The organism is Microbacterium sp. ARD31 (assembly GCF_031844425.1).
In genome coordinates this window covers 80,855-101,718 of sequence record NZ_JAUZVE010000003.1, presented here as the reverse complement: position 1 = coordinate 101,718, position 20,864 = coordinate 80,855, and the positions used below count along the sequence as shown (strand labels likewise).

18 protein-coding genes are annotated in these 20,864 nt (G+C 71.2%); 9 read left to right on the top strand and 9 right to left on the bottom strand.

Annotated elements, in window-relative coordinates:
* Genes Q9S36_RS10955 through Q9S36_RS10945 form a run of 3 tightly spaced genes read right to left on the bottom strand, consistent with a single transcriptional unit; the run spans nt 1 to nt 2,413 of the window.
* The gene (locus Q9S36_RS10955; protein ID WP_311285171.1) at nt 1-1,200 is read right to left on the bottom strand and encodes a glycosyltransferase family 4 protein; all 1,200 of its coding nucleotides are present in this window, start codon (nt 1,198-1,200) and stop codon (nt 1-3) included.
* Complete coding sequence (locus tag Q9S36_RS10950; RefSeq protein WP_311285170.1) at nt 1,197-2,030, bottom strand: ATP-grasp fold amidoligase family protein; 834 nt, start codon at nt 2,028-2,030, stop codon at nt 1,197-1,199. The genes Q9S36_RS10955 and Q9S36_RS10950 overlap by 4 nt, the downstream gene beginning before the upstream one ends.
* A gap of 47 nt (nt 2,031-2,077) precedes the next feature.
* The gene (locus Q9S36_RS10945; RefSeq protein ID WP_253034544.1) at nt 2,078-2,413 is read right to left on the bottom strand and encodes a hypothetical protein; all 336 of its coding nucleotides are present in this window, start codon (nt 2,411-2,413) and stop codon (nt 2,078-2,080) included.
* 157 nt (nt 2,414-2,570) lie between these two features.
* On the opposite strand from Q9S36_RS10945, the gene Q9S36_RS10940 reads away from it, so the two are divergent.
* Nucleotides 2,571-2,699 carry a hypothetical protein gene (locus Q9S36_RS10940; RefSeq protein WP_290440310.1) on the top strand — a complete coding sequence of 43 codons (129 nt, stop codon included), beginning with the start codon at nt 2,571-2,573 and terminating at the stop codon, nt 2,697-2,699.
* 59 nt (nt 2,700-2,758) lie between these two features.
* Here the strand turns inward: Q9S36_RS10940 and Q9S36_RS10935 are convergent, their stop codons facing one another.
* Both Q9S36_RS10935 and Q9S36_RS10930 read right to left on the bottom strand, forming a co-directional pair.
* Entirely contained in the window at nt 2,759-3,823 is a 1,065-nt protein-coding gene (locus tag Q9S36_RS10935) for a YihY/virulence factor BrkB family protein (RefSeq protein ID WP_311285169.1), read from the bottom strand.
* An 89-nt stretch (nt 3,824-3,912) separates the two neighbouring features.
* Nucleotides 3,913-5,295, bottom strand: coding sequence for a cytochrome P450 (locus tag Q9S36_RS10930; RefSeq protein ID WP_311285168.1), 1,383 nt, complete (start codon nt 5,293-5,295; stop codon nt 3,913-3,915).
* A gap of 227 nt (nt 5,296-5,522) precedes the next feature.
* On the opposite strand from Q9S36_RS10930, the gene Q9S36_RS10925 reads away from it, so the two are divergent.
* The 8 genes from Q9S36_RS10925 (at nt 5,523) to Q9S36_RS10890 (ending at nt 14,380) form a co-directional block, all read left to right on the top strand.
* Complete coding sequence (locus tag Q9S36_RS10925; RefSeq protein WP_311285167.1) at nt 5,523-6,473, top strand: phosphodiester glycosidase family protein; 951 nt, start codon at nt 5,523-5,525, stop codon at nt 6,471-6,473.
* Between the two features lie 3 nt (nt 6,474-6,476).
* Nucleotides 6,477-7,616: a GtrA family protein gene (locus Q9S36_RS10920; protein WP_311285166.1), complete on the top strand. Its 1,140-nt coding sequence runs from the start codon at nt 6,477-6,479 to the stop codon at nt 7,614-7,616.
* Complete coding sequence (locus Q9S36_RS10915; protein ID WP_311285165.1) at nt 7,613-8,233, top strand: DUF4956 domain-containing protein; 621 nt, start codon at nt 7,613-7,615, stop codon at nt 8,231-8,233. The genes Q9S36_RS10920 and Q9S36_RS10915 overlap by 4 nt, the downstream gene beginning before the upstream one ends.
* Nucleotides 8,230-9,033: a polyphosphate polymerase domain-containing protein gene (locus Q9S36_RS10910; protein WP_311285164.1), complete on the top strand. Its 804-nt coding sequence runs from the start codon at nt 8,230-8,232 to the stop codon at nt 9,031-9,033. The genes Q9S36_RS10915 and Q9S36_RS10910 overlap by 4 nt, the downstream gene beginning before the upstream one ends.
* Entirely contained in the window at nt 9,018-10,793 is a 1,776-nt protein-coding gene (locus tag Q9S36_RS10905) for a carbohydrate-binding domain-containing protein (protein ID WP_311285163.1), read from the top strand. Before Q9S36_RS10910 ends, Q9S36_RS10905 begins: the two co-directional genes overlap by 16 nt.
* Before the next feature lie 78 nt (nt 10,794-10,871).
* The gene (locus Q9S36_RS10900) at nt 10,872-11,600 is read left to right on the top strand and encodes a response regulator transcription factor (protein WP_290440309.1); all 729 of its coding nucleotides are present in this window, start codon (nt 10,872-10,874) and stop codon (nt 11,598-11,600) included.
* On the top strand, nt 11,597-13,063 hold the full coding sequence (locus tag Q9S36_RS10895) for an ATP-binding protein (RefSeq protein WP_311285162.1): 1,467 nt from the start codon (nt 11,597-11,599) through the stop codon (nt 13,061-13,063). The genes Q9S36_RS10900 and Q9S36_RS10895 overlap by 4 nt, the downstream gene beginning before the upstream one ends.
* A gap of 75 nt (nt 13,064-13,138) precedes the next feature.
* On the top strand, nt 13,139-14,380 hold the full coding sequence (locus tag Q9S36_RS10890; protein WP_311285161.1) for a maltokinase N-terminal cap-like domain-containing protein: 1,242 nt from the start codon (nt 13,139-13,141) through the stop codon (nt 14,378-14,380).
* Nucleotides 14,381-14,404: 24 nt separating this feature from the next.
* Here the strand turns inward: Q9S36_RS10890 and Q9S36_RS10885 are convergent, their stop codons facing one another.
* The 4 genes from Q9S36_RS10885 to Q9S36_RS10870 form a co-directional block, all read right to left on the bottom strand.
* Entirely contained in the window at nt 14,405-14,704 is a 300-nt protein-coding gene (locus tag Q9S36_RS10885) for a DUF3072 domain-containing protein (protein ID WP_396653746.1), read from the bottom strand.
* Nucleotides 14,705-14,766: 62 nt separating this feature from the next.
* Nucleotides 14,767-17,052 carry a maltose alpha-D-glucosyltransferase gene (gene treS, locus Q9S36_RS10880; protein ID WP_311285160.1) on the bottom strand — a complete coding sequence of 762 codons (2,286 nt, stop codon included), beginning with the start codon at nt 17,050-17,052 and terminating at the stop codon, nt 14,767-14,769.
* A gap of 402 nt (nt 17,053-17,454) precedes the next feature.
* Nucleotides 17,455-19,329 carry an FAD-dependent monooxygenase gene (locus Q9S36_RS10875; protein ID WP_311285566.1) on the bottom strand — a complete coding sequence of 625 codons (1,875 nt, stop codon included), beginning with the start codon at nt 19,327-19,329 and terminating at the stop codon, nt 17,455-17,457.
* Between the two features lie 44 nt (nt 19,330-19,373).
* A complete protein-coding gene (locus tag Q9S36_RS10870) occupies nt 19,374-20,756 on the bottom strand; it encodes an MFS transporter (RefSeq protein WP_311285159.1) in 1,383 nt (460 codons plus the stop codon).
* Nucleotides 20,757-20,864 lie beyond the last annotated feature (108 nt).

Genomic DNA, 20,864 nt, shown 5'->3' with positions numbered 1-20,864 from the left:
CTACGCCGGGATGGCCGCGCGCGACAGCACCCGGTCGACGGCCGCCCGGAGGTCAGCCGCCACCGGCGCGGGGGCGAAGCGGTCGACCCCCGCAGCGGCGTGCGCCGCGCGGCGGCGGGTGGTGCCCGGGTCGTCGAGCACGGCGGCGAGCGCGGCCGCGAGGGCCTCCGGGTCGGCCGGCGGCACCATGAGGCAGTCGGCGCCATCGGTGCAGAAGTCGTCGAAGCCGCTGCCGGAGGTCACGACCAGCGGCGCCCCGGCGGCCATCACCTCGACGGCCACGTTGCCGAAGCCCTCCCACCGCGACGGGCACATCACCACGTCAGCGGCCGCGATCGCGCCGTACAACTCGTCGCCCGACACGTGCCCGAGGAACGTCACCCGGTCGCGCACCGCGGACGGCACCCGGTCGAGGAGGGCCGCCCGCGACGGCTCGAAGCGGTCGTCTCCCCCGGCACCGGCCAGCACGAGGCGGGCGGTGGGATGCCGCTGCGCGACCCGCGCGAAGGCGTCGACGCCGTCGACCACGCCCTTCCGCCGCTCGGCGCGGCCGAGGAAGAGGACGATCGGGCCGTCCGGACCCGGCCAGCCCGCCGGCGGCCTGCGCGTCGCCGCCGCGTGCCGCACCGCCGCGACGTCGATGCAGTTGCGGACGACCTCGACTCGCGGCATCCGTCCCCAGATGCGCTCCGCCCGGTCGGTCATCGCGTGCGAGATCGCGACGATCCCGGCCGAGCGGCGCACCTGCCGCGCCTCGAGGCGGCTCTGCAGCACGACAGCCGGGCGACTCGATGCCGGGAGGTCGGCGAGCCGCAGGCCCGAGATCTCGTGCGCGAGGTCCACGCCTGTTGCGAGGTTCGTCACGAGCGGGGCGTCGCGCGGCAGCAGCGCACCGAGCCCCATCCACTCCGGCACGAAGACGCGGTCGTAGGTGTCGGCCAGGTACGCCCGCCGCAGGGCACGGGGGCGATGCAGGAGCGCCGCGAGCCGCGGCATCCCCCCGGTCCGGTGGACGACCAGGCGACGGATGCCGGGGGCACCCGCTGCTTCTTCGGGACCGTCCGTGAACACCACGAGGTCGATCTCGGCGCCCTGCGCGGCGAGGGCGGGCAACAGGGCGGCGTAGTGCCTGCCGATGCCGCCGGTGTACGACGTCACGCCGGCGTATTCGGTCGTGGCCACGAGCCAGCGCTCGGTCATCGATATCGCCTCGGCACCGTCCAGTGCCGACCGAACTCCGTGTTGAAGGACTCCGGGTGGAACGGGCTGTCGCCACCGGCGGGGAAGCTCGTCAGTTCGCCGAAGACGATGCGGCCGTCGACGTCGTACAGGTCGACGCGCACGAAGTCGGTGTCCGCACCGAGCGCCTCGGCGACGCGGATCATCTCGTCGAGGCCCGCCGGCCGCGGCGGTGTCGGATCGGCCCACGGCGGACCGCCGCTCAGCGGCAGATGGGTCCAGTCGCGGTCGAAGAAGTCCTGCGTGCGACCGGCGAAGCGCCCCGCATCCACTTGCACGTACTGCACCCGACCGTGGAACACGAAGAGCTTGAGGTCATCGGGGATGCGGTCCGTCCGGCCGCCGAGCATCTCCTCGACGATGATCCGCCGCGGCACCCGGCCGTAGACCCACTCCCGGTTCGGACCCTGCCCGTAGAGCTGCGAGAGCCAGTCCGTCGCGAGGCGCACGAGATGCTCCCGCGGGGCGTGCTCGGGCCGGACGTGGCGGTAGACCCAACTGCCGTCCTCGGGCAGGCGCGCGTCCACCGGCGCCGACGGCGAGACGATGATCGCCGCCCCACTCCCGTGCGTCGGTTTCAGGACGAACGCGTCGGGCAGCTCCGCCGTCAGCAGCTCGGTCGGCGAATCGAACACGGCGGCATCGGGCAGGTACTGCGCGCCGACACGATCGGCGACGTAATCGCGCACGGCCGCCTTGTCGGCGAAGGTGACGACGAGGGGCCGATGGTCGCGGAGCATCTTGTAGCGGACCTTGTCGCGGAAGGTGACCGGATGCCGCGTCCGCCACAATCGCCAGCCGCGGACGAGGCGGCTGCGCTCCCGCAGGCGTGCGCGTCTCAGAACGACTCCTCGTACCAGGGGTCGTCTTCTTCGTACGGGTACTCGCCGACCGTCTCGGGCGGGTGCACGAGACGGTCGTTGCGACTGAGGAGGTCCATGACGGCGGCTTCGTCGTCGAGGTCCGCAGCGGCACCGGAGTGCGGCGTCGTATAGAGCTGGCTCGCGGGACCGATGAGCATCGACGAGACAGCCGGGCCCTCCGGAGTCGCGATGGGCACCGTGATGAGGTCGGAGGCCTTCTGCTCGGCGAGGGTCTTGGCGTAACGCAGCACCGCGTCGGCGATCGCGCCCGTCGTGACGACGTATCCGTCGGAGTAGTGCAGCTCGAGCATTGCTCGATGGTGCCCGCCATCGGTCGAGGTTCGAGGGGGGTCGCGCCTCCGGCATCCGTCTCTTACACTGCGGCGCTGCGAGGTGATTCGTCCATCACAGTCGCCGGCCGCTCGCAACCCCCTGCCGCGGCCGTCCTTCGCGGCGGAGCGTGTGGGCATGAGCGAATCCGACGACATGGGAACGGACTCCCCCCACGGTGGTTCCGCCGCGTCGCCCGCGACGGCCGCCGAACCGGACGAGCCGAATCGGCACGGCGTGGCGAAGCTCCCGCCCACCGGCCGTTGACGCCGGCCTCAGCGGCCCGGTGATCCCCCGCTTCAGACGGGTGGGAGTGTCGACATCCGTCATCGGTTCTCGTCCTCGCCATGGGCGAGGCGGATGCGGCGACCCTCGTCGATGTCCTTCTGCTCCTTCGCGGCCTGCTTGTCGGACTTCCGCGTGTCGCGGGCCGGCAGCTGGATGTCCTCCTCGGCGGCGATGCCGCCCTGCAGCTGACGGCCCCGTTCGAGCTCGGCGTCGAACTCCGCGCCGAACAGCAGCACGTTGTTCGCGATCCACAGCCAGAGCAAGAACACGATGACGCCGGCGAGTGAGCCGTAGGTCCGGTCGTAGTTCGAGAAGTTCACGACGTAGAAGGCGAACCCGGCGGTGGCGATGATCATCACGACGATCGCGATGAGCGCGCCGATGCTGATCCAGCGGAACTTCGGCTGCTTCACGTTGGGGGTCGCGTAGTACAGGACCGCGACCAGGAACACGACGACGAAGAGCATGACGGGCCACTTCGCGATGTTCCACGCGAGCAGCACGCCGTCGCCGAGGCCCAGCGTCTCCCCGATCGCTCGGGCGACGTCGCCCGAGAGGACGAGGCCGAGCGCGACGAGGGCGAGCGAGACCACCGCGACGAGCGTCACGAGCAGCTGCATCGGGCGCAGCTTCCAGAACGGGCGCCCCTCCTCGATCTCGTAGATCCGGTTCATCGCCCGGGAGAAGGCCCCGACGTACCCCGAAGCCGACCACAGCGCCACGACGATGCCGAGCACGAGCGCGAGTCCCGCACCGGGCGACGACGCGATCTGCTGGATCGGACCCTCGAGCGCGCTCGCCGTGTCGGAGGGCGCGACATCGCGCACGATGCCGAGCACCGCGTCGGCGGCCGCCTGCCCCTGTCCCACGACGCCGAGCAGCGAGAAGATCGCGATGAGGGCCGGGAAGAGCGCGAGCACCCCGTAGTAGGTGAGGCCCGCCGCGGTATCCGTGCACTGGTCCGCGCTGAACTCGCGGATCGTCTTGCCCAGGACGTACTTCCACGACCGCTTCTTCACGTCGCCGACGGAGTCGGGCTTGCGCGACGCCTCGGGGTCGGGCGCGTCGGTGCGTGTCGTCTGCGTGGTGTTCTGCTCGGCCATGGTGGTCCTCCCGGTCGAAGGTCACCCTGCGGCCGACACGGTCCGGTTCAGAGGGGGTTGCACGCGGCCCCGGTTCGTGGCATCGCGCCTCACCGGTGGAACGGGCAGCGCGCGCCGCCCGTCGATCCCGCGGTCCGGACGCGGCCGCCCGAACGGGGTTTCGTCGGCATCCGTTGCTCGTTCACCTCGAGTCCTGCGGGCAGGATCGCCAGGCGGGGGTCGCTCAGAGCGCTGATGGATGCCGCGAGCCCCGCGATCGCGAGCTTCTCGCCCGGGCAGCGGTGCCCTGTCGCGACGTCCGCACCCCCGTGCGGCACGAACGCGGTGATCGCCTCGTAGTCGTCGACACCGACGAAGCGCTCGGGATCGACGACGTCGGCGCGCTCCCACGACCCCTCGTCGGTGTCGGTGCCGAGGATGTCGAGCACGATGCGCCCGCCGGCGCGGACCGTACGACCGTCGACCTCGATGTCCTGCGTCGCGAAGGCCGGCAGCATCGGGACGAACGGCGACGTGCGCCGGATCTCCTGTGCGAACGCGGTCGCGAGCGGGCCGTCGACGAGCGATCCCCGCGCGGCGACCTCCGCGGCGATGCGCTCGCGCCATTCCGGGTGCTCCTGCAGCCGCTTCGCGGCGAAGGCGGTGAACCGGGCGACGGCGATCATCGGGCGGAAGCTGTTCTGCAGTTCCACCCCCGCGAGGCGAGCCGGCAGCAGCTCACCGGCGCTGTCGCGGTGCCCTGCCCAGGCGGCCAGCGCGGTTCCCGGGTGCGCGTCGAGGCGGCCTGCGCGCACGGCGCGGATGAGACGCTCGGCGTGACGGTCGGACCACCGCCGGTTCAGAGCGGCGAGCAGGTACTCCGGGGAGTACGGCACACCGAATCCGTCGACGATCTGCGCCTGCCGGCGCGCCCATCGCGTCTTCGCCTCGCCGGTTCCCGGTAGCCCCGCCCACCGCATGATCGCGCGACCCAAGGCTCCGACGGCGGCGTCGTACGCCGACCGTTCGCTGCCGGCGATCCACGCGTCGACCTCGTGCCGCCACTCTCGCTCGAGGTGCGGGCGCAGCCGGGCGACCTGCTCGTCCTCGTACAGCGCGGAGACGAACGTCGCCTTGCGGTGCCGGTGCTCGTCGCCGTCGAGGCTGTGCACCGAGTCGTGCCCGAAGAGGGTCTCCTGGATGAACGGCGGCATGGCGCCGTGCCGTGAGACCCGGGCGTCGTCGTAGAACGCCGCGACCCCCTCCGCGCCGCGCACCAGCAGGGCGTCGGAGAACAGCAGTCGCATCGGCGCCGAGCGCGCGCCGCGCGGCACGCGCTGCCAGATGCGATCGCCGAAGCGGTAGCCGCGGGTCAGGAGCGAGGCGGAGTCGTCGCGCCACGCGGGCCGCGACACCACCCCGAGCGTGGGATCCGCCGCCTGCCCAGGGCGGGTCTGCGGAGCGTCGGTCGTGGACTCAGGAGTGGTCGGCATGCTCCGACGCTCGCAGCGCGGAGCCGTGCCGACCAGGGGCGTGCGCCCGCGGGACCCATGTGATACCCCGCGTCACTCGCAGTCGCTACGAGGGCCCTCGTCGTACCAGACGTCGAAATCCGCCGGGGAGGCGACCGCCTGACCGTGCCCTGTCGGGAGGGCGTCGTTAATCCCGTTCTCAGGATCGGTCAACTTCCGCCCGACCTCGCGTCCGTACTCCTGGAGGCATGCCTCACACCACGAAACCGCGCCATCTTCGGACCGCCCTCATCGCCGGCGGCCTCACCGTCGCCCTCGCCGTCGGAGGGGCCACGGCGTGGGCCGCAGACCGGTTCCTCGTCGAGCACGTCGAGATCTCCGACGTCTCGGCGTACGAGGCCGAGAATTCGGCCATCGAGCCGACGACGTCGGCGACGAACCCGGCGGGTGTCGTCGAGGGCGACACCTATTCGGACGGCGAGACCACCGTCACCGTGTCGCAGGTCGTCACCGGGTCGGGCGACGACACCCTCACCTACTACGTCGCCGATGTGGTCCTCTCGGGCGCGACCCGGTTGCGCTCCGCGTTCGCGAAGGATCAGTTCGGCGAGAACATCACCGAGACCACGAGCGGGATCGCCGAGGACAACGACGCCGTGTTCGCGATCAACGGCGACTACTACGGCTTCCGCGACACCGGCATCGTCATCCGCAACGGGGTCGTCTACCGGGACTCCCCCGCCCGCGCCGGGCTGGCCTTCTATGCCGACGGAACGGTGCAGGTCTACGACGAGACGGCCACGAGCGCCGACCAGCTGCTCGCCGACGGGGTCTGGAACACCCTCAGCTTCGGTCCCGCACTCGTCGAGGACGGCGCCGTCGTGGCCGGGATCGAGGACGTCGAGGTCGACACCAACGTCGGCAACCATTCGATCCAGGGTGAGCAGCCCCGCACCGCCGTCGGCGTGATCGACGACAACCATCTCGTCTTCGTCGTCGTCGACGGCCGCAGCGAGGGCTACAGCCGCGGAGCGACCCTCACTGAGCTCGCCCAGATCATGATCGACCTCGGCGCCGAGACCGCGTACAACCTCGACGGCGGCGGGTCGTCGACGATGTTCTTCGACGGCGAGGTCGTGAACCAGCCCTCGAACGGCGGCGAGCGCGGCACGAGCGACATCCTCTACATCGCGGAGTGAGCCGTGATCATCCTCATCCCGGCCTACGAACCCGACGTCGCCCTGACCGACCTGGTCGGCGCGCTCACGATCTCCGCTCCCGGCATCCCGATCGTCGTCGTCGACGACGGCAGCGGACCCCGCCATGCCGCCGTCTTCGACGACGTCGCGGCACTCGGGGCGACGGTCCTCGGACACGTGCGGAACCAGGGGAAGGGCGCAGCGCTGCGCACGGGGTTCCGGCACGCGATGAGCGCCTTCCCCGGACATTCCGTGGTCACGGCCGATGCCGACGGCCAGCACACGGTCGCCGACATCCTGAACGTCGGCGCGACCACCGTCGCCGCGGTCGACTCCGGCGCGCCGGTGATGGTGCTCGGATGCCGCGACACCGGCCGACGCGGCAATCCGATGCGCAGCAGGCTCGGCAACGGGGCGGCGCGGGCGACGTTCCGTCTCGCGGCGGGATGGACCCTCTCCGACACCCAGACCGGGCTGCGCGGCATCCCGCCCGTCATGCTGCCCTGGCTGCTCGCGCAGCGCGGCGACCGCTTCGAGTACGAGCAGAACGTGCTCCTGCGCTGTCACCGCGACGGGTGGGAGACGTGCGAGGTCCCGATCGAGACCGTCTACGTGGCGGGGAACGCGTCGAGCCACTTCCGCCCCCTGGTCGACACCCTGCGCGTAGGGGTGCCGCTGCTGCTGTTCGCGGCCTCGTCGCTATTCGCGTTCGCCGTCGACACCCTGTTGCTCCTCGTCCTGACCGCGGTGACGGGAGCCTTGATCCCGTCCATCGTCGCCGCCCGGGTCGTCAGCGCGACCGTGAACTTCGTCGTCAATCGGCACGTCGTCTTCCGTCGCGACGGTACCGGTGCGCTGCACCGCCAGGCGACACGGTACGCGCTCCTCGCCGGCGCACTGCTGGCCTCGAACGTCGCCTGGATGACGATGCTCACCGCGGCCGGGATGCCGCTGCTCGCCGCCAAGCTCGTCACCGAGGCGGCGCTGTTCACGCTCGGCTACCTCATCCAGCGGAGCGTGGTGTTCGGCCGGAACCCGCGCGCTTCCCGCCTCGAATCGGCCGTCAATGCGCCTCTTAGGAACGGTGAAGGTGCCGCCACTCGAATGGAGATCGTCACCACATCCCCACGGAGGAACCCATGACCATCGCCTCGATCTCGCTCATCGCGATCGACCTCGCCGCCGCCCTCATCCTCAGCCTGGGGCTCTACTACCGACGCCACCGCCGCCGCGACCTGGTCGTCGCCTTCCTCGGGGTCAACGTCGGGGTGATGGCCGTCGCGACCGTCCTCGGCACCGCCGAGGTCGCGCTCGGACTCGGCCTCGGGCTGTTCGGTGTGCTCTCGATCATCCGGCTCCGGTCGTCGGAGATCTCGCAGCGCGAGGTGGCCTACTACTTCGCCGCACTGGCCACAGGCCTCATGGCCGGCCTCCCGACCACCGACATCCTGCCCGTCACCGGACTCATCGCGCTGATCCTCGTCGTGATGTGGGCGGCCGACCACCCGCGTCTGCTCTCCCGCAGCCGCCACCAAGTGGTGCGCCTCGACCGTGCCGAGGCCGACGAGACCGCGCTCCGCGCCCTCGTCGGGCAGCGGCTCGGCGGAGAGGTCACCTCGCTGACCGTGCAGGAGCTCGACCTCGTGAACGACACGACCACCGTCGACGTGCGCTACCGCATCGCGGACAACGATCGCCCCGCGCCCGACTCGACGGGGTCGCAGGTGGACGGCCGCCTCGCAGCCGGAGCGGTCCGATGAGCCCCGACGCTCTCGCCCGCTTCGACGGGGTGAGCCTCGAGGACATGGTGGCCGAGGCGGCACTCCTGGCCCGCGTCGACCGAAAGTACGTCGTGCCCCAGTCCGCACTGGGCGGCCTGCTCTCGCGGGTCGACGAGCGCACCCGCGTCCTCGACATCGGCGGCGCCCGCCGATTCGCCTACGAGTCCGTCTACTTCGATACCCCCGACCTGCTGAGCTTCCACATGGCCGCGCAGCCCCGCCGCCGTCGATTCAAGCTCCGTACCCGCACCTACGTCGACACCCACGCCGCCTACCTCGAGATCAAGACGCGCGGCGCTCGTGGGACGACGGTCAAGGAACGGTCGGAGTACGACGTCGCCCAGCGCGCCGTCCTCACCCCCGAGGCTCAGGAAGAGGTCGCCGCCGCCTTCGCCACGATCGGCGTCGACAGCGGTCGCGTCGACGAGCTGGATGCCACGCTCGTCACCCGGTACGCACGTGCCACACTCCTCGCCCCCGACCAGTCGTCGCGGGCGACCATCGACACCGACCTGCGCTGGGAACGCCCCGACGGCTCAGGCTTCTCCCTCCCCGATCTGGCGATCGTCGAGACGAAGTCGCCGTCGTCGGCATCCGCCCTCGACCGACTGCTGTGGCGTGCCGGGCACCGTCCCGTCTCGGTCAGCAAATACGCGACCGGACTCGCCGCGATGAGCCCCGACCTCCCCCGCAACCGCTGGGGACGCCTCCTGCGCGGCCCCTTCTCCCCCGCATCCACCACCATCCACACCGAGGAGCTGCCATGCGCCGCCGCCTGATCCTTCCTGCCGTCCCCCTCGCCCTCGCGGGGCTCGTCCTTGCGGGGTGCGCCGTCACCGGCGTCGCCTCGACCGGCACGAGCGGAACCACATCCACGACGGACGACTCCGCCACCGTCGCGGTCGCCGAGATCGACTCCGACCTCGACCCCGCGGCCGTCCTCGCCGCCAACGAGGACGCCACGGTCGTGGACGACGACGAGTGGTCGGCGGACGACGCGATCGACGTCACTCTCGAGGGATCGACCGCGACGGCGTCCGGCGACGGCGTGAGCGTCGACGGCGGCACAATCACCATCTCGGCCGCCGGCGTCTACCGGCTCAGCGGCGACCTCGCCGGGTCTATCGTCGTCGCCGCACCCGACGACGCGCAGGTCGTGCTCATCCTCGACGGCGTCGACATCACGAACGACGACGGCGCCGCCATCTCTGTCACGACGGCCGACGACGTCGCCATCTCGCTCGCCGACGGCAGCGAGAACTCGGTCTCGGACGCCACGAGCTACGACGACAGCGCCGCAGCGAACGCGGCGGTCTACGCCGATGCCGACCTGACCATCGGTGGAACCGGTTCGCTCGTCATCTCGGGGAACGGCAACGACGGCATCGCCAGCACGGACGACCTCGCGATCATCGGCGGGACGATCACGGTGGATGCCGCCGACGACGCCCTCCGCGGCAAGGACGCCCTCGTCATCTCGGGCGGAACGCTCGACGTCACTGCCGGCGGCGATGCACTCAAGAGCGACGACGACGAAGACGCCACGCGTGGGTACGTCTGGATCTCCGGCGGTGACATCACCGCCACCAGTGGTGACGACGGCATCGCCGCAACCACCGATGCCGTGATCACGGGCGGGACGGTGTCGATCAGCGCCGAGGGCGCGGCGGACGCCGGCTCGAAGGGCATCAGCGCGGGGGTCGTCGTCGCGATCGGCGACGGCTCGGTCGACGTGTCCGCCACGGACGACGGTCTGCATTCGGACGGCTCGATCGGGATCCTCGGCGGAACGGTCACGATCAGCGCGGGAGACGACGGTGCGCACGCCGAGGCGGCGCTCGAGATCGGTGGCGGCACGGTGACCGTCGGACAGTCGAACGAAGGACTCGAGGCGACCGACATCACCATCAGCGGTGGTGACGTCGCGGTCACCTCCTCCGACGACGCACTGAACGGCAGCGGCGACGCCGGCGCCGCAAGCGCCGACGAGGGCGGCATGGGCGGCGGCATGGCCGACACCGGTGAGACCATCACGATCTCGGGGGGCACCCTGACGGTGGATGCCGGCGGGGACGGGATCGACTCGAACGGCTCCGTGACCGTGACCGGCGGCGACATCGTCGTCTGGGGTCCGACCTCGTCCGGCAACGGTGCGCTCGACAGCAACGGGGGCTTCGATGTCTCCGGCGGCACGCTCCTCGCCGTGGGCAGCTCGGGCATGGCCGAGTCGCCCGACAGCGGCAGCGCGCAGGCGTGGATCGCCGCGACCGTCAGCGGATCCGCTGGAGATGAGATCCAGATCACGGATGCCGACGGCACGGTCGTCTTCTCCACCACGGCGGAGAAGGAGTTCCAGACCGTGGTGTTCTCGTCGGCCGACATCGCGGCCGATGGGACCTACACGGTGTCGGCGGGCGCGACGTCGGTCACGGTGACGGCGGGAGAAGCCGTCGCCGGCGGGATGGGGGGCGGAATGGGCGGCGGCCCCCGCGGCGGCACCGCACCCGACGGTGCCGCCGGCGCCGGCGAACGCTCCTGATCCCGCGCGACCGTGCGGCGTGCCTTTCCGGCCCGTCGCACGGTCGCATTCCCCCTTCGAACACGGAAAGCTGATGCCATGAACGCCACCCGCCCGACCCCGATGACCCGCATCGACGGCTCCCCGATCCGCGTGCTGGTCGTCGACGACGAGGCGAACCTCAGCGACCTGCTCCGCATGGCGCTGCAGAACGAGGGCTGGGACGCCCGCACCGCCGCGAACGGCCAGGAGGCCCTCACCCTGGTGCGCGAGTTCGCCCCAGACCTCGTCGTGCTCGACATCATGATGCCGGGCATCGACGGCATGGAGGTGCTGCGCCGCCTGCGCTCAGCCGGCAACGACGTTCCCGTCCTCTTCCTGACGGCGAAGGATGCGGTCGAGGATCGCATCGCCGGCATCAGCGCCGGCGGCGACGATTACCTGACGAAGCCCTTCAACCTCGAGGAGGTCGTCGTCCGACTGCGCGCGATGGCGCGTCGTCACGTGGCTGCGGCCGCCGCGGCCGAGACCCGTCTCCGGGTCGGCGACCTGACGCTCGACGAGGAGACGTACGAGGTGGAGCGCGGCGGCATCCCGATCAAGCTGACGGCGAAGGAGTTCGAACTGCTCCGCTACCTCATGCAGAACCCCCGACGGGTGCTCTCCCGTGCGCAGATCCTCGACCAGGTGTGGAGCTACGACTTCGGCGGCACGTCGAGCGTCGTCGAGATCTACATCTCCTACCTCCGGAAGAAGATCGACACCCTCGGCGAACCCCTGATCCACACGGTGCGCGGCGTCGGGTACACGATCAAGTCCGCCTCATGAGGGCAACGGGTCGGAGCGGACGGAGACGCTGGACGCTGCGGCGCACCCTCGTCGTCGGCACCGGTGCGCTCGTCGCGATCGCCCTGCTCGTCACGGGCCTGGCGACCTCGCTTGCTCTGCGGACCTTCGTCTACGACCGGCTCGACGGCCAGGTGCTGGAAACCCTGCAGATCGTCCGCGTCGGCGGGGGGATGCCGGGGGGCTCGTTCCCGTCCGGCGGCGCCTCCGGTGACCGCGAAGGTCCCGCACCGCGCATCGGGTCGCTGCACGCCGTGTTCGCCTCGGACGGTTCGGTGGTGTCGTCGAGCTACACGGGCGACGACGGCCAGGAGACGACGCTCGCCGAGAGTCAGCTCGAGGCGATCACGCGCGCGGAGCTCCCCTCGCGCACACCCGAGACGGTCGACCTCGGCGGGAGCCTCGGCGAGTTCCGCCTCGCGGCTCAGGAGGAGAACGGGATGCGGGTGGTCGCCGGCATCTCGCTCGACGAGGTGACCGCGACCACCTCCGCCCTCACCGTCATCCAGGTCGCCGTGGCAGGCACGGCACTGCTGCTCGTGCTCATCGGGCTGTCGCTCGTCGTGCGCCGGACGCTGCGCCCTCTCGACCGTGTCGCCGCCGTCGCCGACCGCGTGGCGGCGCGCCCGCTCGCCATCGGCGAGGTCGAGATCCCCGAGCGCGTGCCCGACCGCGACACCGATCCCGCGACCGAGGTCGGTCGGGTGGGTCATTCCCTGAACGTCCTGCTGGCCCACATCGAGTCGGCGCTGACCTCGCGCCAGCACAGCGAGGATCAGCTCCGGCGCTTCATCGCCGATGCCAGTCACGAGCTGCGTACGCCTCTCGCGTCAATCCGCGGGTACGCGCAACTCTCCCTCGGCGAGAACGCGCCGATGACACCCACGCAGCAACGCGCGTTCGACCGCATCGCCTCGGAGTCCACACGCATGGCCGACCTCGTCGAGGATCTCCTGCTGCTCGCCCGGCTCGACGCCGGTCAGCGGCTGCGCCGCGAGAGCGTGGACCTCACGATGCTCGCGATCGACGCGGTCAGCGACGCCCATGCCGCCGACCCGTCGCGGACGTGGCTGCTCGACCTCGGCGACGACGACACGATCGAGGTGACCGGCGACGAGAATCGGCTCCGGCAGGTCGTCGCGAACCTCCTGCGCAACGCGCGCACCCACACCCCACCCGGTACCCGCGTGGTCCTCGCCCTCCGGCTGGACGGCGAGGATGCGGTGCTCGAGGTGACCGACGACGGACCCGGGATCGCGCCCGACATCCGCGACAGGTTGTTCGAACGGTTCGCGCGGGGCGACGTTTCGCGCAACCGGGATGCCGGGAGTACCGGGCTCGGCCTGTCGATCGCCGAAGCGATCGTGGCCGCCCACGACGGCTCGATCGGGGTCGAGAGTACCCCTGGACACACCGCGTTCACCCTCCGCCTGCCGCTGGCGTGACCGCCGTCCCATAACGTCTCGACGATTCCTCGTCCACCCCTTCCCCGGGGCGGCTGCTCGGGCCAGGCTAGACGTGTGGGATTCGACGACGACCTCGGTGCCTGGGTGGCACGGCAGCGCTGGTACGCGGGCAAGAGTCACGATCCGCGGTTCCGGGTGCTCGACGCGCAGCCCATGGCGGGCGCGACCCGTTACCTCCTCATGGACGACGCGGGCGCGGTCCCCACTCTCTACAACGTGCCGCTCGCCGAGGTGAGCGACGCCGGAGACCTGGAGGTCGTCACCACGACCGCGGAGGGGCAGGCGGTGGTGGACGCCACGCGGCATCCCGCCTTCACGGTCGGCCTCCTCGCGGACATGGGTGTCGACACCAGCCGGGTGACCGGGTCGCGGGTCCTGACCGGGGAGCAGTCCAACACGTCGATCGTCTACGACGTCGACGGGTCCCCCACGATCATCCTCAAGCTCTTCCGCACCCTGCACCACGGCGAGAATCCCGACGTCACGGTGCAGCGGGTGCTGAGCGACGCCGGATCACCGTACGTGCCGCGGTTCTACGGCAGTGCGGATGCCGAGTGGCCCGACGTCGGCCGCGAGAGCGGCACGGCCCGCGGCACCCTCGGGTTTGCCCAGGAGTTCCTGCCGGGCGTGCGCGACGGATGGGCGATCGCGCTCGATGCCGCCCGCGAGGGCCGCGACTTCACCGACGCGGCCAGCGACCTCGGCGCCGCGGTCGCGGGGGTCCACGGCGACCTGCGCAACGCGCTCGAGTCGGTCGAAGCCTCCCCCGAACAGCTCGAGGCGGTCGGCCGCGCCTGGCGCCGCCGTCTCGCGATCGCGGCGGCTGAGGTCCCGGCCGTCGCCGACCGACTGGCCGCGATCGGTGCCGTGTACACCGCCGCGCTGGAACGTTCCCGGCCGCGGTTGCAACGCATCCACGGCGACCTGCACCTCGGCCAGGTGCTCGCCGTGCCGCACGGCGGCTGGCGGATCGTCGACTTCGAGGGCGAGCCGCTGCGGCCGATGGCCGAGCGGGCGGTCCCCGACCTCCCGCCGCGCGACGTGGCCGGCATGCTGCGGTCCTTCGACTACGCGGGTGCCGTCGGGGCGGGACCGGATGCCGCGGCCTGGGCGGCGGCCTGCCGCGAGGCCTTCCTGGCCGCCTACACCGCCGCGCCCGGGGCGATCGCCCTCGACCCCGTGCTGCTGCGGGCACTCGTGCTCGACAAGGCCGTGTACGAGTCGATCTACGAGGCCCGCAACCGTCCGGACTGGCTGCCCGTGCCGCTCGCCGGCATCGACGCCGCGCTCGCCTGACCGAGCGCGGCGTCGTCTCGCCGCTCAGTCGGAGGCGCCGCGCCCGGTCGCCTGCTGCAGACGGTCGATGTGCTCGGAGGCCTGCGCCTTCGTGAGGTCGGCGGGGATCTGCTCGCCCGCCTCCCGCGCGAGGGTGTCGAGGTAGCTGCGCTGCGCGCCGGTCATCGGCTCGTCGCCGGTGACCCACTCCTCGGGGTCCTTGACGGCGGTGTCGCCGCTCGGACCGCCGAGCATCTCGCCCGACTGCCCGGTCTCGGGCGGAAGCGCGTGACCCTCGGCGGGGTCGGTGGTGTCGTTCTCGGAAGGGGTGTTCTGGTCGCTCATGGGACGACGCTACGCAGGGCGCCGGACATCGCCGGGGGGCTTGCGCCCCGGCATCCGCTCCGTCAGTCCTCCTCGGCCTGCGGCTCGAGCAGCAGGAACCGGGCGCCGTAGGCGGGCAGCGACACCGAGAAGCTCTGCAGGTCGTCGACGCGACCGATGACCTCGTCGGCGGCCGCGTCACGGACATCGCTCTGCGGCGTCAGGTGCTCCGACCGCACGGTGCCCTCGATGGGCTCGGCCGAGAAGTTCAGGACCGTCACCTGTATGGGAGCGTCGGCCTCCGGCATCCCCTCGTCCAGGCGGTGGACCAGGACGAGCATGCCGGCGTGCGCGACCTCGGGGATGTCGACCTGCGTCGCCGTCGCCACCCCGTGCGCGCGGCGCAGGTCGATGATCGCCGACAGGCGCGACGCGAACGAGTCGGGGTCCTCGAGCTGCGCGGGCAGCGGACCGTAGAGCGCCCGGCCGCGCGGCATGCCCGAGGTCGAACGGGTCGCGCCCGGGTCGACGTCGAGCAGGTCGTGCGCACCGCGCTCGATCCACCGGGTGTCGCCGGCGCCGATCAGGTCGGCCACCTCGTCGGCGGGCAGGGTCAGCATGCCGACGAGGTCCCAGCCCGAGAGCCCGAACACGCCCGGCTGCCACGCGTTGTACGCGCACAGCAGGAGGTGCGCGTCGCGAATCGCGGGGACGTCGTCGTCGGTGATGTCGTCGAGGGACGGGATGCCGCGGGTCGCCGCGATGAGCGACGTCGACGTGCAGGCGATGCCGTTCTGCGTGAACACGCGGTTGTAGTCACCGGCATCCACCAGCTTCTCGGTCAGCTCGGCACGCACCACCTCGGCGAGCTCGCCGCCGGTGATCGTCTCGCCGCGGAAGCCGTACTCCTCGTCGGCGTGGCGGGTCGCCCAGTGGACGAGCTCGTAGGTGAGCTCGTCGTGGTTCTGCAGCCCGTGCACGAGCTGCACCGGCGCGACGCCGAGCGCGAGCGACGAGGTGAGCGCGAGTCGCAGGAACTCGGTCTGCCCGGTGGCGAGGGCGTGGTGGTAGCCCGGACGTCCGATGAAGTCGTACGACAGGTCGGCGCCGACGGCGCCCGTGTCGCGGATGTCCTCCATCGTCAGGTTCAGCTCCTGGAACGTGAAGCCGCCGACCTTGCGCACCATGCCCGCGATGATGTGGTTCGCCGCGTGCGAGAGCGGATGCCCCTCCGACCACGCGGGCAGACCCTCGGCGCTCTTCTCCACCCCGAGGAATCCGTTCGCGTCGAGGCGCAGCGCGCTCGTGCCGAGCTCGCCCAGGGAGTGCAGGGCGTCGCCGATCACGAGGCGCATACCGGCGAAAGTCGGGTCGAGCCAGTTGATCGAGGGCTGCCCCTGCTTGAAGTAGTGCAGGTACACCCAGCGGCGCGTGACCCCGTCGGGACCGATCGCGGGAGCGGTCGCGCTCCAGTTCGTCTCCTTCACCCCGGGCGTGTAGAAGATGACGCGCTGCAGGGCGCCGATGATGTAGCCGTGCTCGGCGAGGGTGTGCTCGGTCGCCGGGTCGAGGTTGACGCTGTCGTAGCCCTCGGGGACGTCGGGCAGCAGGTGCCAGTCCTCCGGCGGGATCGCGACCATGTGGTAGATCCCCGGGTAGTCCTTGAACCCCATCTCGGCGAGGCGGAAGTCCGCCCCCTTGCCGGTGTGGCCGGGGACGATGTCGTCGATGACGCTGCCGCCGTGCGAGTCGGCCACGTCGCACAAAGCCCGGAACTCGTCCTCCGTGCCGAAGGCCGGATCGATCGCCGTGCTGATGCGGTCGAAGTGCCCGTCGACGCTGGGGGTCTCACCCCACCCCTCGATGCCGCCGGCGCGCTTGACGGGCCCCGTGTGGATGGCGGTGATGCCGATCCGCTCGAACACCGACCAGAGCTCGTCGTCACCGAGGGCCGACAGGAACGACTGGCCCGGGCGCGTGATGAGCGAGATCGGGTACGCGGTGAACCACACGTCGCTCGTCGCGATCGCCCGGCGGGCGTCGGGGCGCGCATAGGCGTTGCGCCACATCGTGGGCTGTCCCGACAGCTGGCGCGCCAGGACGTCGGCATCCTTCAGCATCGACTGACGCACCAGCCACTCGACGTACGACGGGTTCGTCCCGTTCGCCGTACGCGGGTCGGTGCGGATCCGGCGCACGCTGCTGCCGCGCAGGTTGTCGCGCGGGCGGAGCCGGCGCGGACGCGCGGGGTACCGCTGCTCGTCGTAGCTGATCTCGGGCATCTCGAGATCGCCGTCCTCCGCGGCGAGCGCCGACAGGTCGATGGGTCCGGTGTAGAGGTCCTCGGGTCGGTCGTCGTCACGCGCCATGGCTCCACGCTACGAACTCCGCCCCGTCGCCCGGAAGGGGTGGTGCCGAGTTTCTCGCCGCGATATGAGCCCCGGAGCTCGGCCCCGAACGCCGAGGCGTCGCACATGGTCGCTCCCCCGCCGCTCGCGCGACCATCTGCGACCCCTCCGGGCCGCGACCCGACGCGAAGTGCGGTCTCGCACGCGGGATGGGCGCAGATCGCGTCGGGTCGACGCGGAAGCCCGGGGCGTGGCGCGAGCGCGACGAGACGTCGCGGATGGTCGCTTCCCGGCATCCTGCCCGACCATCTGCGACCCCTCGCGACCGCGACCCGACGCGAAGTGCGGTCTCGCACGCGGGATGGGCGCAGGTCGCGTCGGCTGGCGCGAGCCGCCCGCGAGCCGCCCGCCCGTCCGCGCGCGTCAGCCCGCGAACGCGCGCGACAGGAAGGCGTCGAGCTCGGCGGGCGCGTCGAGCGGCAGGACGGCGGCGACGTACTGGTCGGGGCGCGCGACGACGACGGCGCCGCGGCGGTCGATGCCGCGCTCGGCGAAGATGTCGACGGAGTTCCAGGCGCCGGGCCCGGCCGCGTAGACCTTCTCCCAGTCCATGAGGCCGAGCGGGCCGGTCCGCGGCCGGAAGACCTCCGGCACCGCGTGCAGCTCCACCTCGTCGTACGACTGCGGGTACACGACCTTCACGTCGAACACCGCGTCGACGTCGGCGCCGGCGGGCGTGAACCGCACCAGCGGTGAATCGGCGGATGCCGCCCACTCCGCCCACGTGCCCAGGGCCGCGGCATCCGTGTCGGCGAAGGCGTATACCCGCCACCGTCCGTCGGCGCGGGCATGGTGACCGAGGTGCACGACGTTGCCGTCGCTCACCCGGGTCACCGGGACCGACGCGAAACGCTTGCCGACGGGGTAGCCCTCGGCGAGCGCCTGGTGCCGGTCGTCCGCGACGATCGCCGACGGCTCGTAGCGGGTCATGAACCCCGAGGGGAACTCGGCGGTCGCGAGGTAGTAGTTCGCGAGGTCGTCGGGGTCCGAGATCTCGTGGGGCTTGCGGGCCATGAGCGAGGACCACTCGCGGTCGAAGTCGATGAGCTGCTGCGCGACCGGCTGACGCTCGCCCGAGTAGGTCGACAGGAGGGATGCCGGGGCCAGCCCGGTGAGCACGTGCCCGAGCTTCCAGCCGAGGTTGAACCCGTCCTGCATCGACACGTTCATGCCCTGCCCCGCCTTCGCGCTGTGCGTGTGGCAGGCGTCGCCGGTGAGGAACACCCGCGGGGTGCGGCCGTCGCCGTCCTCGACGTCGTCGAAGCGATCGGTGACGCGGTGCCCGACCTCGTACACGCTGTGCCAGGCGACCTGCTTCACGTCGATGGAGTACGGATGCAGGATCTCGTTCGCGCGGCGGATGATCTCCTCGGTGGGGGTGCTGCGCACCGCGCGGTTGTCGGTGTCGGGCACCTCGCCGAGGTCGATGTACATGCGCGAGAGGTACCCGCCCTCGCGCGGGATGTGCAGGATGTTGCCCGCCTCGGAGGTGATCGCGCACTTGATGCGCCAATCGGGGAAGTCCGTGTTCACGAGCACGTCCATGACGCCCCACGCGTGCGCCGCGAACCGCCCGACGTGCCGCCGTCCGATCGCCTCGCGCACGCCGCTGCGCGCCCCGTCGCATCCGACGACGAACTTCGCGCGGATCGTGCGCTCCTCGCCGGCCCGCGCACCTTCGACGTGGCGCACCCGCACCGTGAGCGGGTACTCGTCTGCATCGTCCCGGCTGAGTCCGACGAACTCGACGCCGTAGTCCGGGCGGATGCGGCCGGGGCCGAGCGCCGCCGCCTCGGCGAAGTAGTCGAGCACGCGCGCCTGGTTGACGATCAGGTGCGGGAACTCGCTGATCTTCAGCCCGTAGTCCTCGGTGCGGCTGGTGCGGCGGATGCGCGACGGGTCCTCCGGGTCCGGGCCCCAGAAGTTCATGTACCCGATGTTGTAGGCCTCGGCGGTGATCCGCTCGGCGAACCCGAACGCCTGGAACGTCTCGACGCTGCGCGGCTGGATGCCGTCGGCCTGGCCGAGGGGCAGCCGCCCGCCCCGCCGCTCGATGATGCGCGTCGAGACCGCCGGGAACTGCGACATCTGGGCGGCCAGCAGCATCCCCGCCGGTCCCGACCCGACGATCAGGACGTCGGTCTCGTCGGGAAGCTCCTCGGGTCGGTCGATCCCCGTGCCGGCGGCGTTCTCGACGCGAGGATCGCCGGAGACGTAGCCGTGGTGGTGGAACTGCATGATGCTCGCTTTCGGGAGGACGGTCGGATGCGGCATCCGGGATCTCAGGCCCGGGCCACCCCGTAGATCGGGCTCTTCGCCTGCTCCTCCTCGTGATCGGGCCCGAGGGGGATGCCGGTGCGATCACGCAGCAGCAGCGTCGCCAGCAGGCCGAGCACGGTCATCCCGGCGAGGTAGAACGCGACCGACCAGGTCGACCCCGTCGCCTGCACGAGCGCGGTCGCGATGGTGGGAGCGAAGGCGCCGCCGAGGATCGCGCCGATCGCGTACGAGATCGAGACGCCGGAGAATCGGATCGAGGCGGGGAAGAGCTCGGCGTAGTAGGCCGACTGCTGCCCGTACGTGAAGCCGAGACCGATGGCGAGGATCGCGAGACCCGTGAACAGCAGGCCGAGGTCCCCCGTGTTGACGAGCGGGAAGAGGGTGAACACGCCGATCAACTGCAGGATCCAGCCGCCGATGTAGGTCGAGCGCCGGCCGATGCGGTCGCTCATCCAGCCGGCGGTCCAGGTGGAGGCGAGCCAGAACAGGGCCGAGCCGGTGACGGCGAGGAGGACACCGCTGCGGTCCATCGCCAGCGGGCCCTCGGGGTTGGTGGCGTAGTTCTGGATGTAGCCGCCGGTGGTCATGTAGCCGGCGGCGTTGTTGCCGGCGAACACGAGCGCCGCGATGACGACGAGGAGCGCATGCTTGCGGAACAGCTGCACGATCGGGGTGCGGGTGCGCTCCTTGCGCTCGGCGAGCTCGAGGAAGACGGGGCTCTCCTCGACACGGCGGCGGATGTAGTACCCGACGAGGATCAGCACGATCGAGAAGAGGAACGGCACACGCCAGCCCCACTCGAGGAACGCGTCGCCCGGGGCGAGCACCGACATGAGCGCCATCATCCCCGAGGCCAGCAGCAGACCGATCGGCACACCGATCTGCGGCGAGGCGCCGAACAGCCCGCGCTTCTGCTTCGGGGCGTGCTCGACGGCCATGAGCACCGCACCGCCCCACTCGCCGCCGGCCGAGATGCCCTGCAGGATGCGCAGGAAGATCAGCAGGATCGGGGCGGCGAGGCCGATGACGGTCCAGGTCGGCAGCAGGCCGACGAGCGTCGTCGCGACACCCATCAGGATGAGCGTCACCACCAGCACCACGCGGCGGCCGTACTTGTCGCCGAAGTGTCCGGCCAGGAACGCTCCGAGCGGGCGGAACAGGAAGCTGATGCCGACGGTGAGGAACGACAGGATCGTCGCCGTGCTCTCCCCCAGCGGTGCGAAGAAGAGCTGGGCGAAGACGAGCCCCGCCGCCTGGGCGTAGATGAAGAAGTCGTACCACTCGACGGTGGTGCCGACGACGGTCGCGAACACGACGCGGCGACGGTCGGTGGGGCTGCTGATCGTTCCGGTGGGGGTGAACCCCGTGCGCGAGCGTTGGCTCATCTTCATTGACTCCTGGTGACGACGTTGTCGGGTGCGCAGTGGTCCTCATGGTTGCTGCGATCGGTTAGATAATATACGATTTGGGATATGCCGCAAGAGCGAGGGAGC

Bases quoted from the DNA above. Each gene is read 5' to 3' on its own strand.
- Q9S36_RS10955 (WP_311285171.1), bottom strand. From the start codon at position 1,200: ATGACCGAGCGCTGGCTCGTGGCCACGACCGAATACGCCGGCGTGACG.
- Q9S36_RS10945 (WP_253034544.1), bottom strand. From the start codon at position 2,413: ATGCTCGAGCTGCACTACTCCGACGGATACGTCGTCACGACGGGCGCG.
- Q9S36_RS10940 (WP_290440310.1), top strand. From the start codon at position 2,571: ATGAGCGAATCCGACGACATGGGAACGGACTCCCCCCACGGTGGTTCC.
- Q9S36_RS10935 (WP_311285169.1), bottom strand. From the start codon at position 3,823: ATGGCCGAGCAGAACACCACGCAGACGACACGCACCGACGCGCCCGAC.
- Q9S36_RS10930 (WP_311285168.1), bottom strand. From the start codon at position 5,295: ATGCCGACCACTCCTGAGTCCACGACCGACGCTCCGCAGACCCGCCCT.
- Q9S36_RS10925 (WP_311285167.1), top strand. From the start codon at position 5,523: ATGCCTCACACCACGAAACCGCGCCATCTTCGGACCGCCCTCATCGCC.
- Q9S36_RS10915 (WP_311285165.1), top strand. From the start codon at position 7,613: ATGACCATCGCCTCGATCTCGCTCATCGCGATCGACCTCGCCGCCGCC.
- Q9S36_RS10910 (WP_311285164.1), top strand. From the start codon at position 8,230: ATGAGCCCCGACGCTCTCGCCCGCTTCGACGGGGTGAGCCTCGAGGAC.
- Q9S36_RS10905 (WP_311285163.1), top strand. From the start codon at position 9,018: ATGCGCCGCCGCCTGATCCTTCCTGCCGTCCCCCTCGCCCTCGCGGGG.
- Q9S36_RS10900 (WP_290440309.1), top strand. From the start codon at position 10,872: ATGAACGCCACCCGCCCGACCCCGATGACCCGCATCGACGGCTCCCCG.
- Q9S36_RS10895 (WP_311285162.1), top strand. From the start codon at position 11,597: ATGAGGGCAACGGGTCGGAGCGGACGGAGACGCTGGACGCTGCGGCGC.
- Q9S36_RS10885 (WP_396653746.1), bottom strand. From the start codon at position 14,704: ATGAGCGACCAGAACACCCCTTCCGAGAACGACACCACCGACCCCGCC.
- treS (WP_311285160.1), bottom strand. From the start codon at position 17,052: ATGGCGCGTGACGACGACCGACCCGAGGACCTCTACACCGGACCCATC.
- Q9S36_RS10875 (WP_311285566.1), bottom strand. From the start codon at position 19,329: ATGCAGTTCCACCACCACGGCTACGTCTCCGGCGATCCTCGCGTCGAG.
- Q9S36_RS10870 (WP_311285159.1), bottom strand. From the start codon at position 20,756: ATGAGCCAACGCTCGCGCACGGGGTTCACCCCCACCGGAACGATCAGC.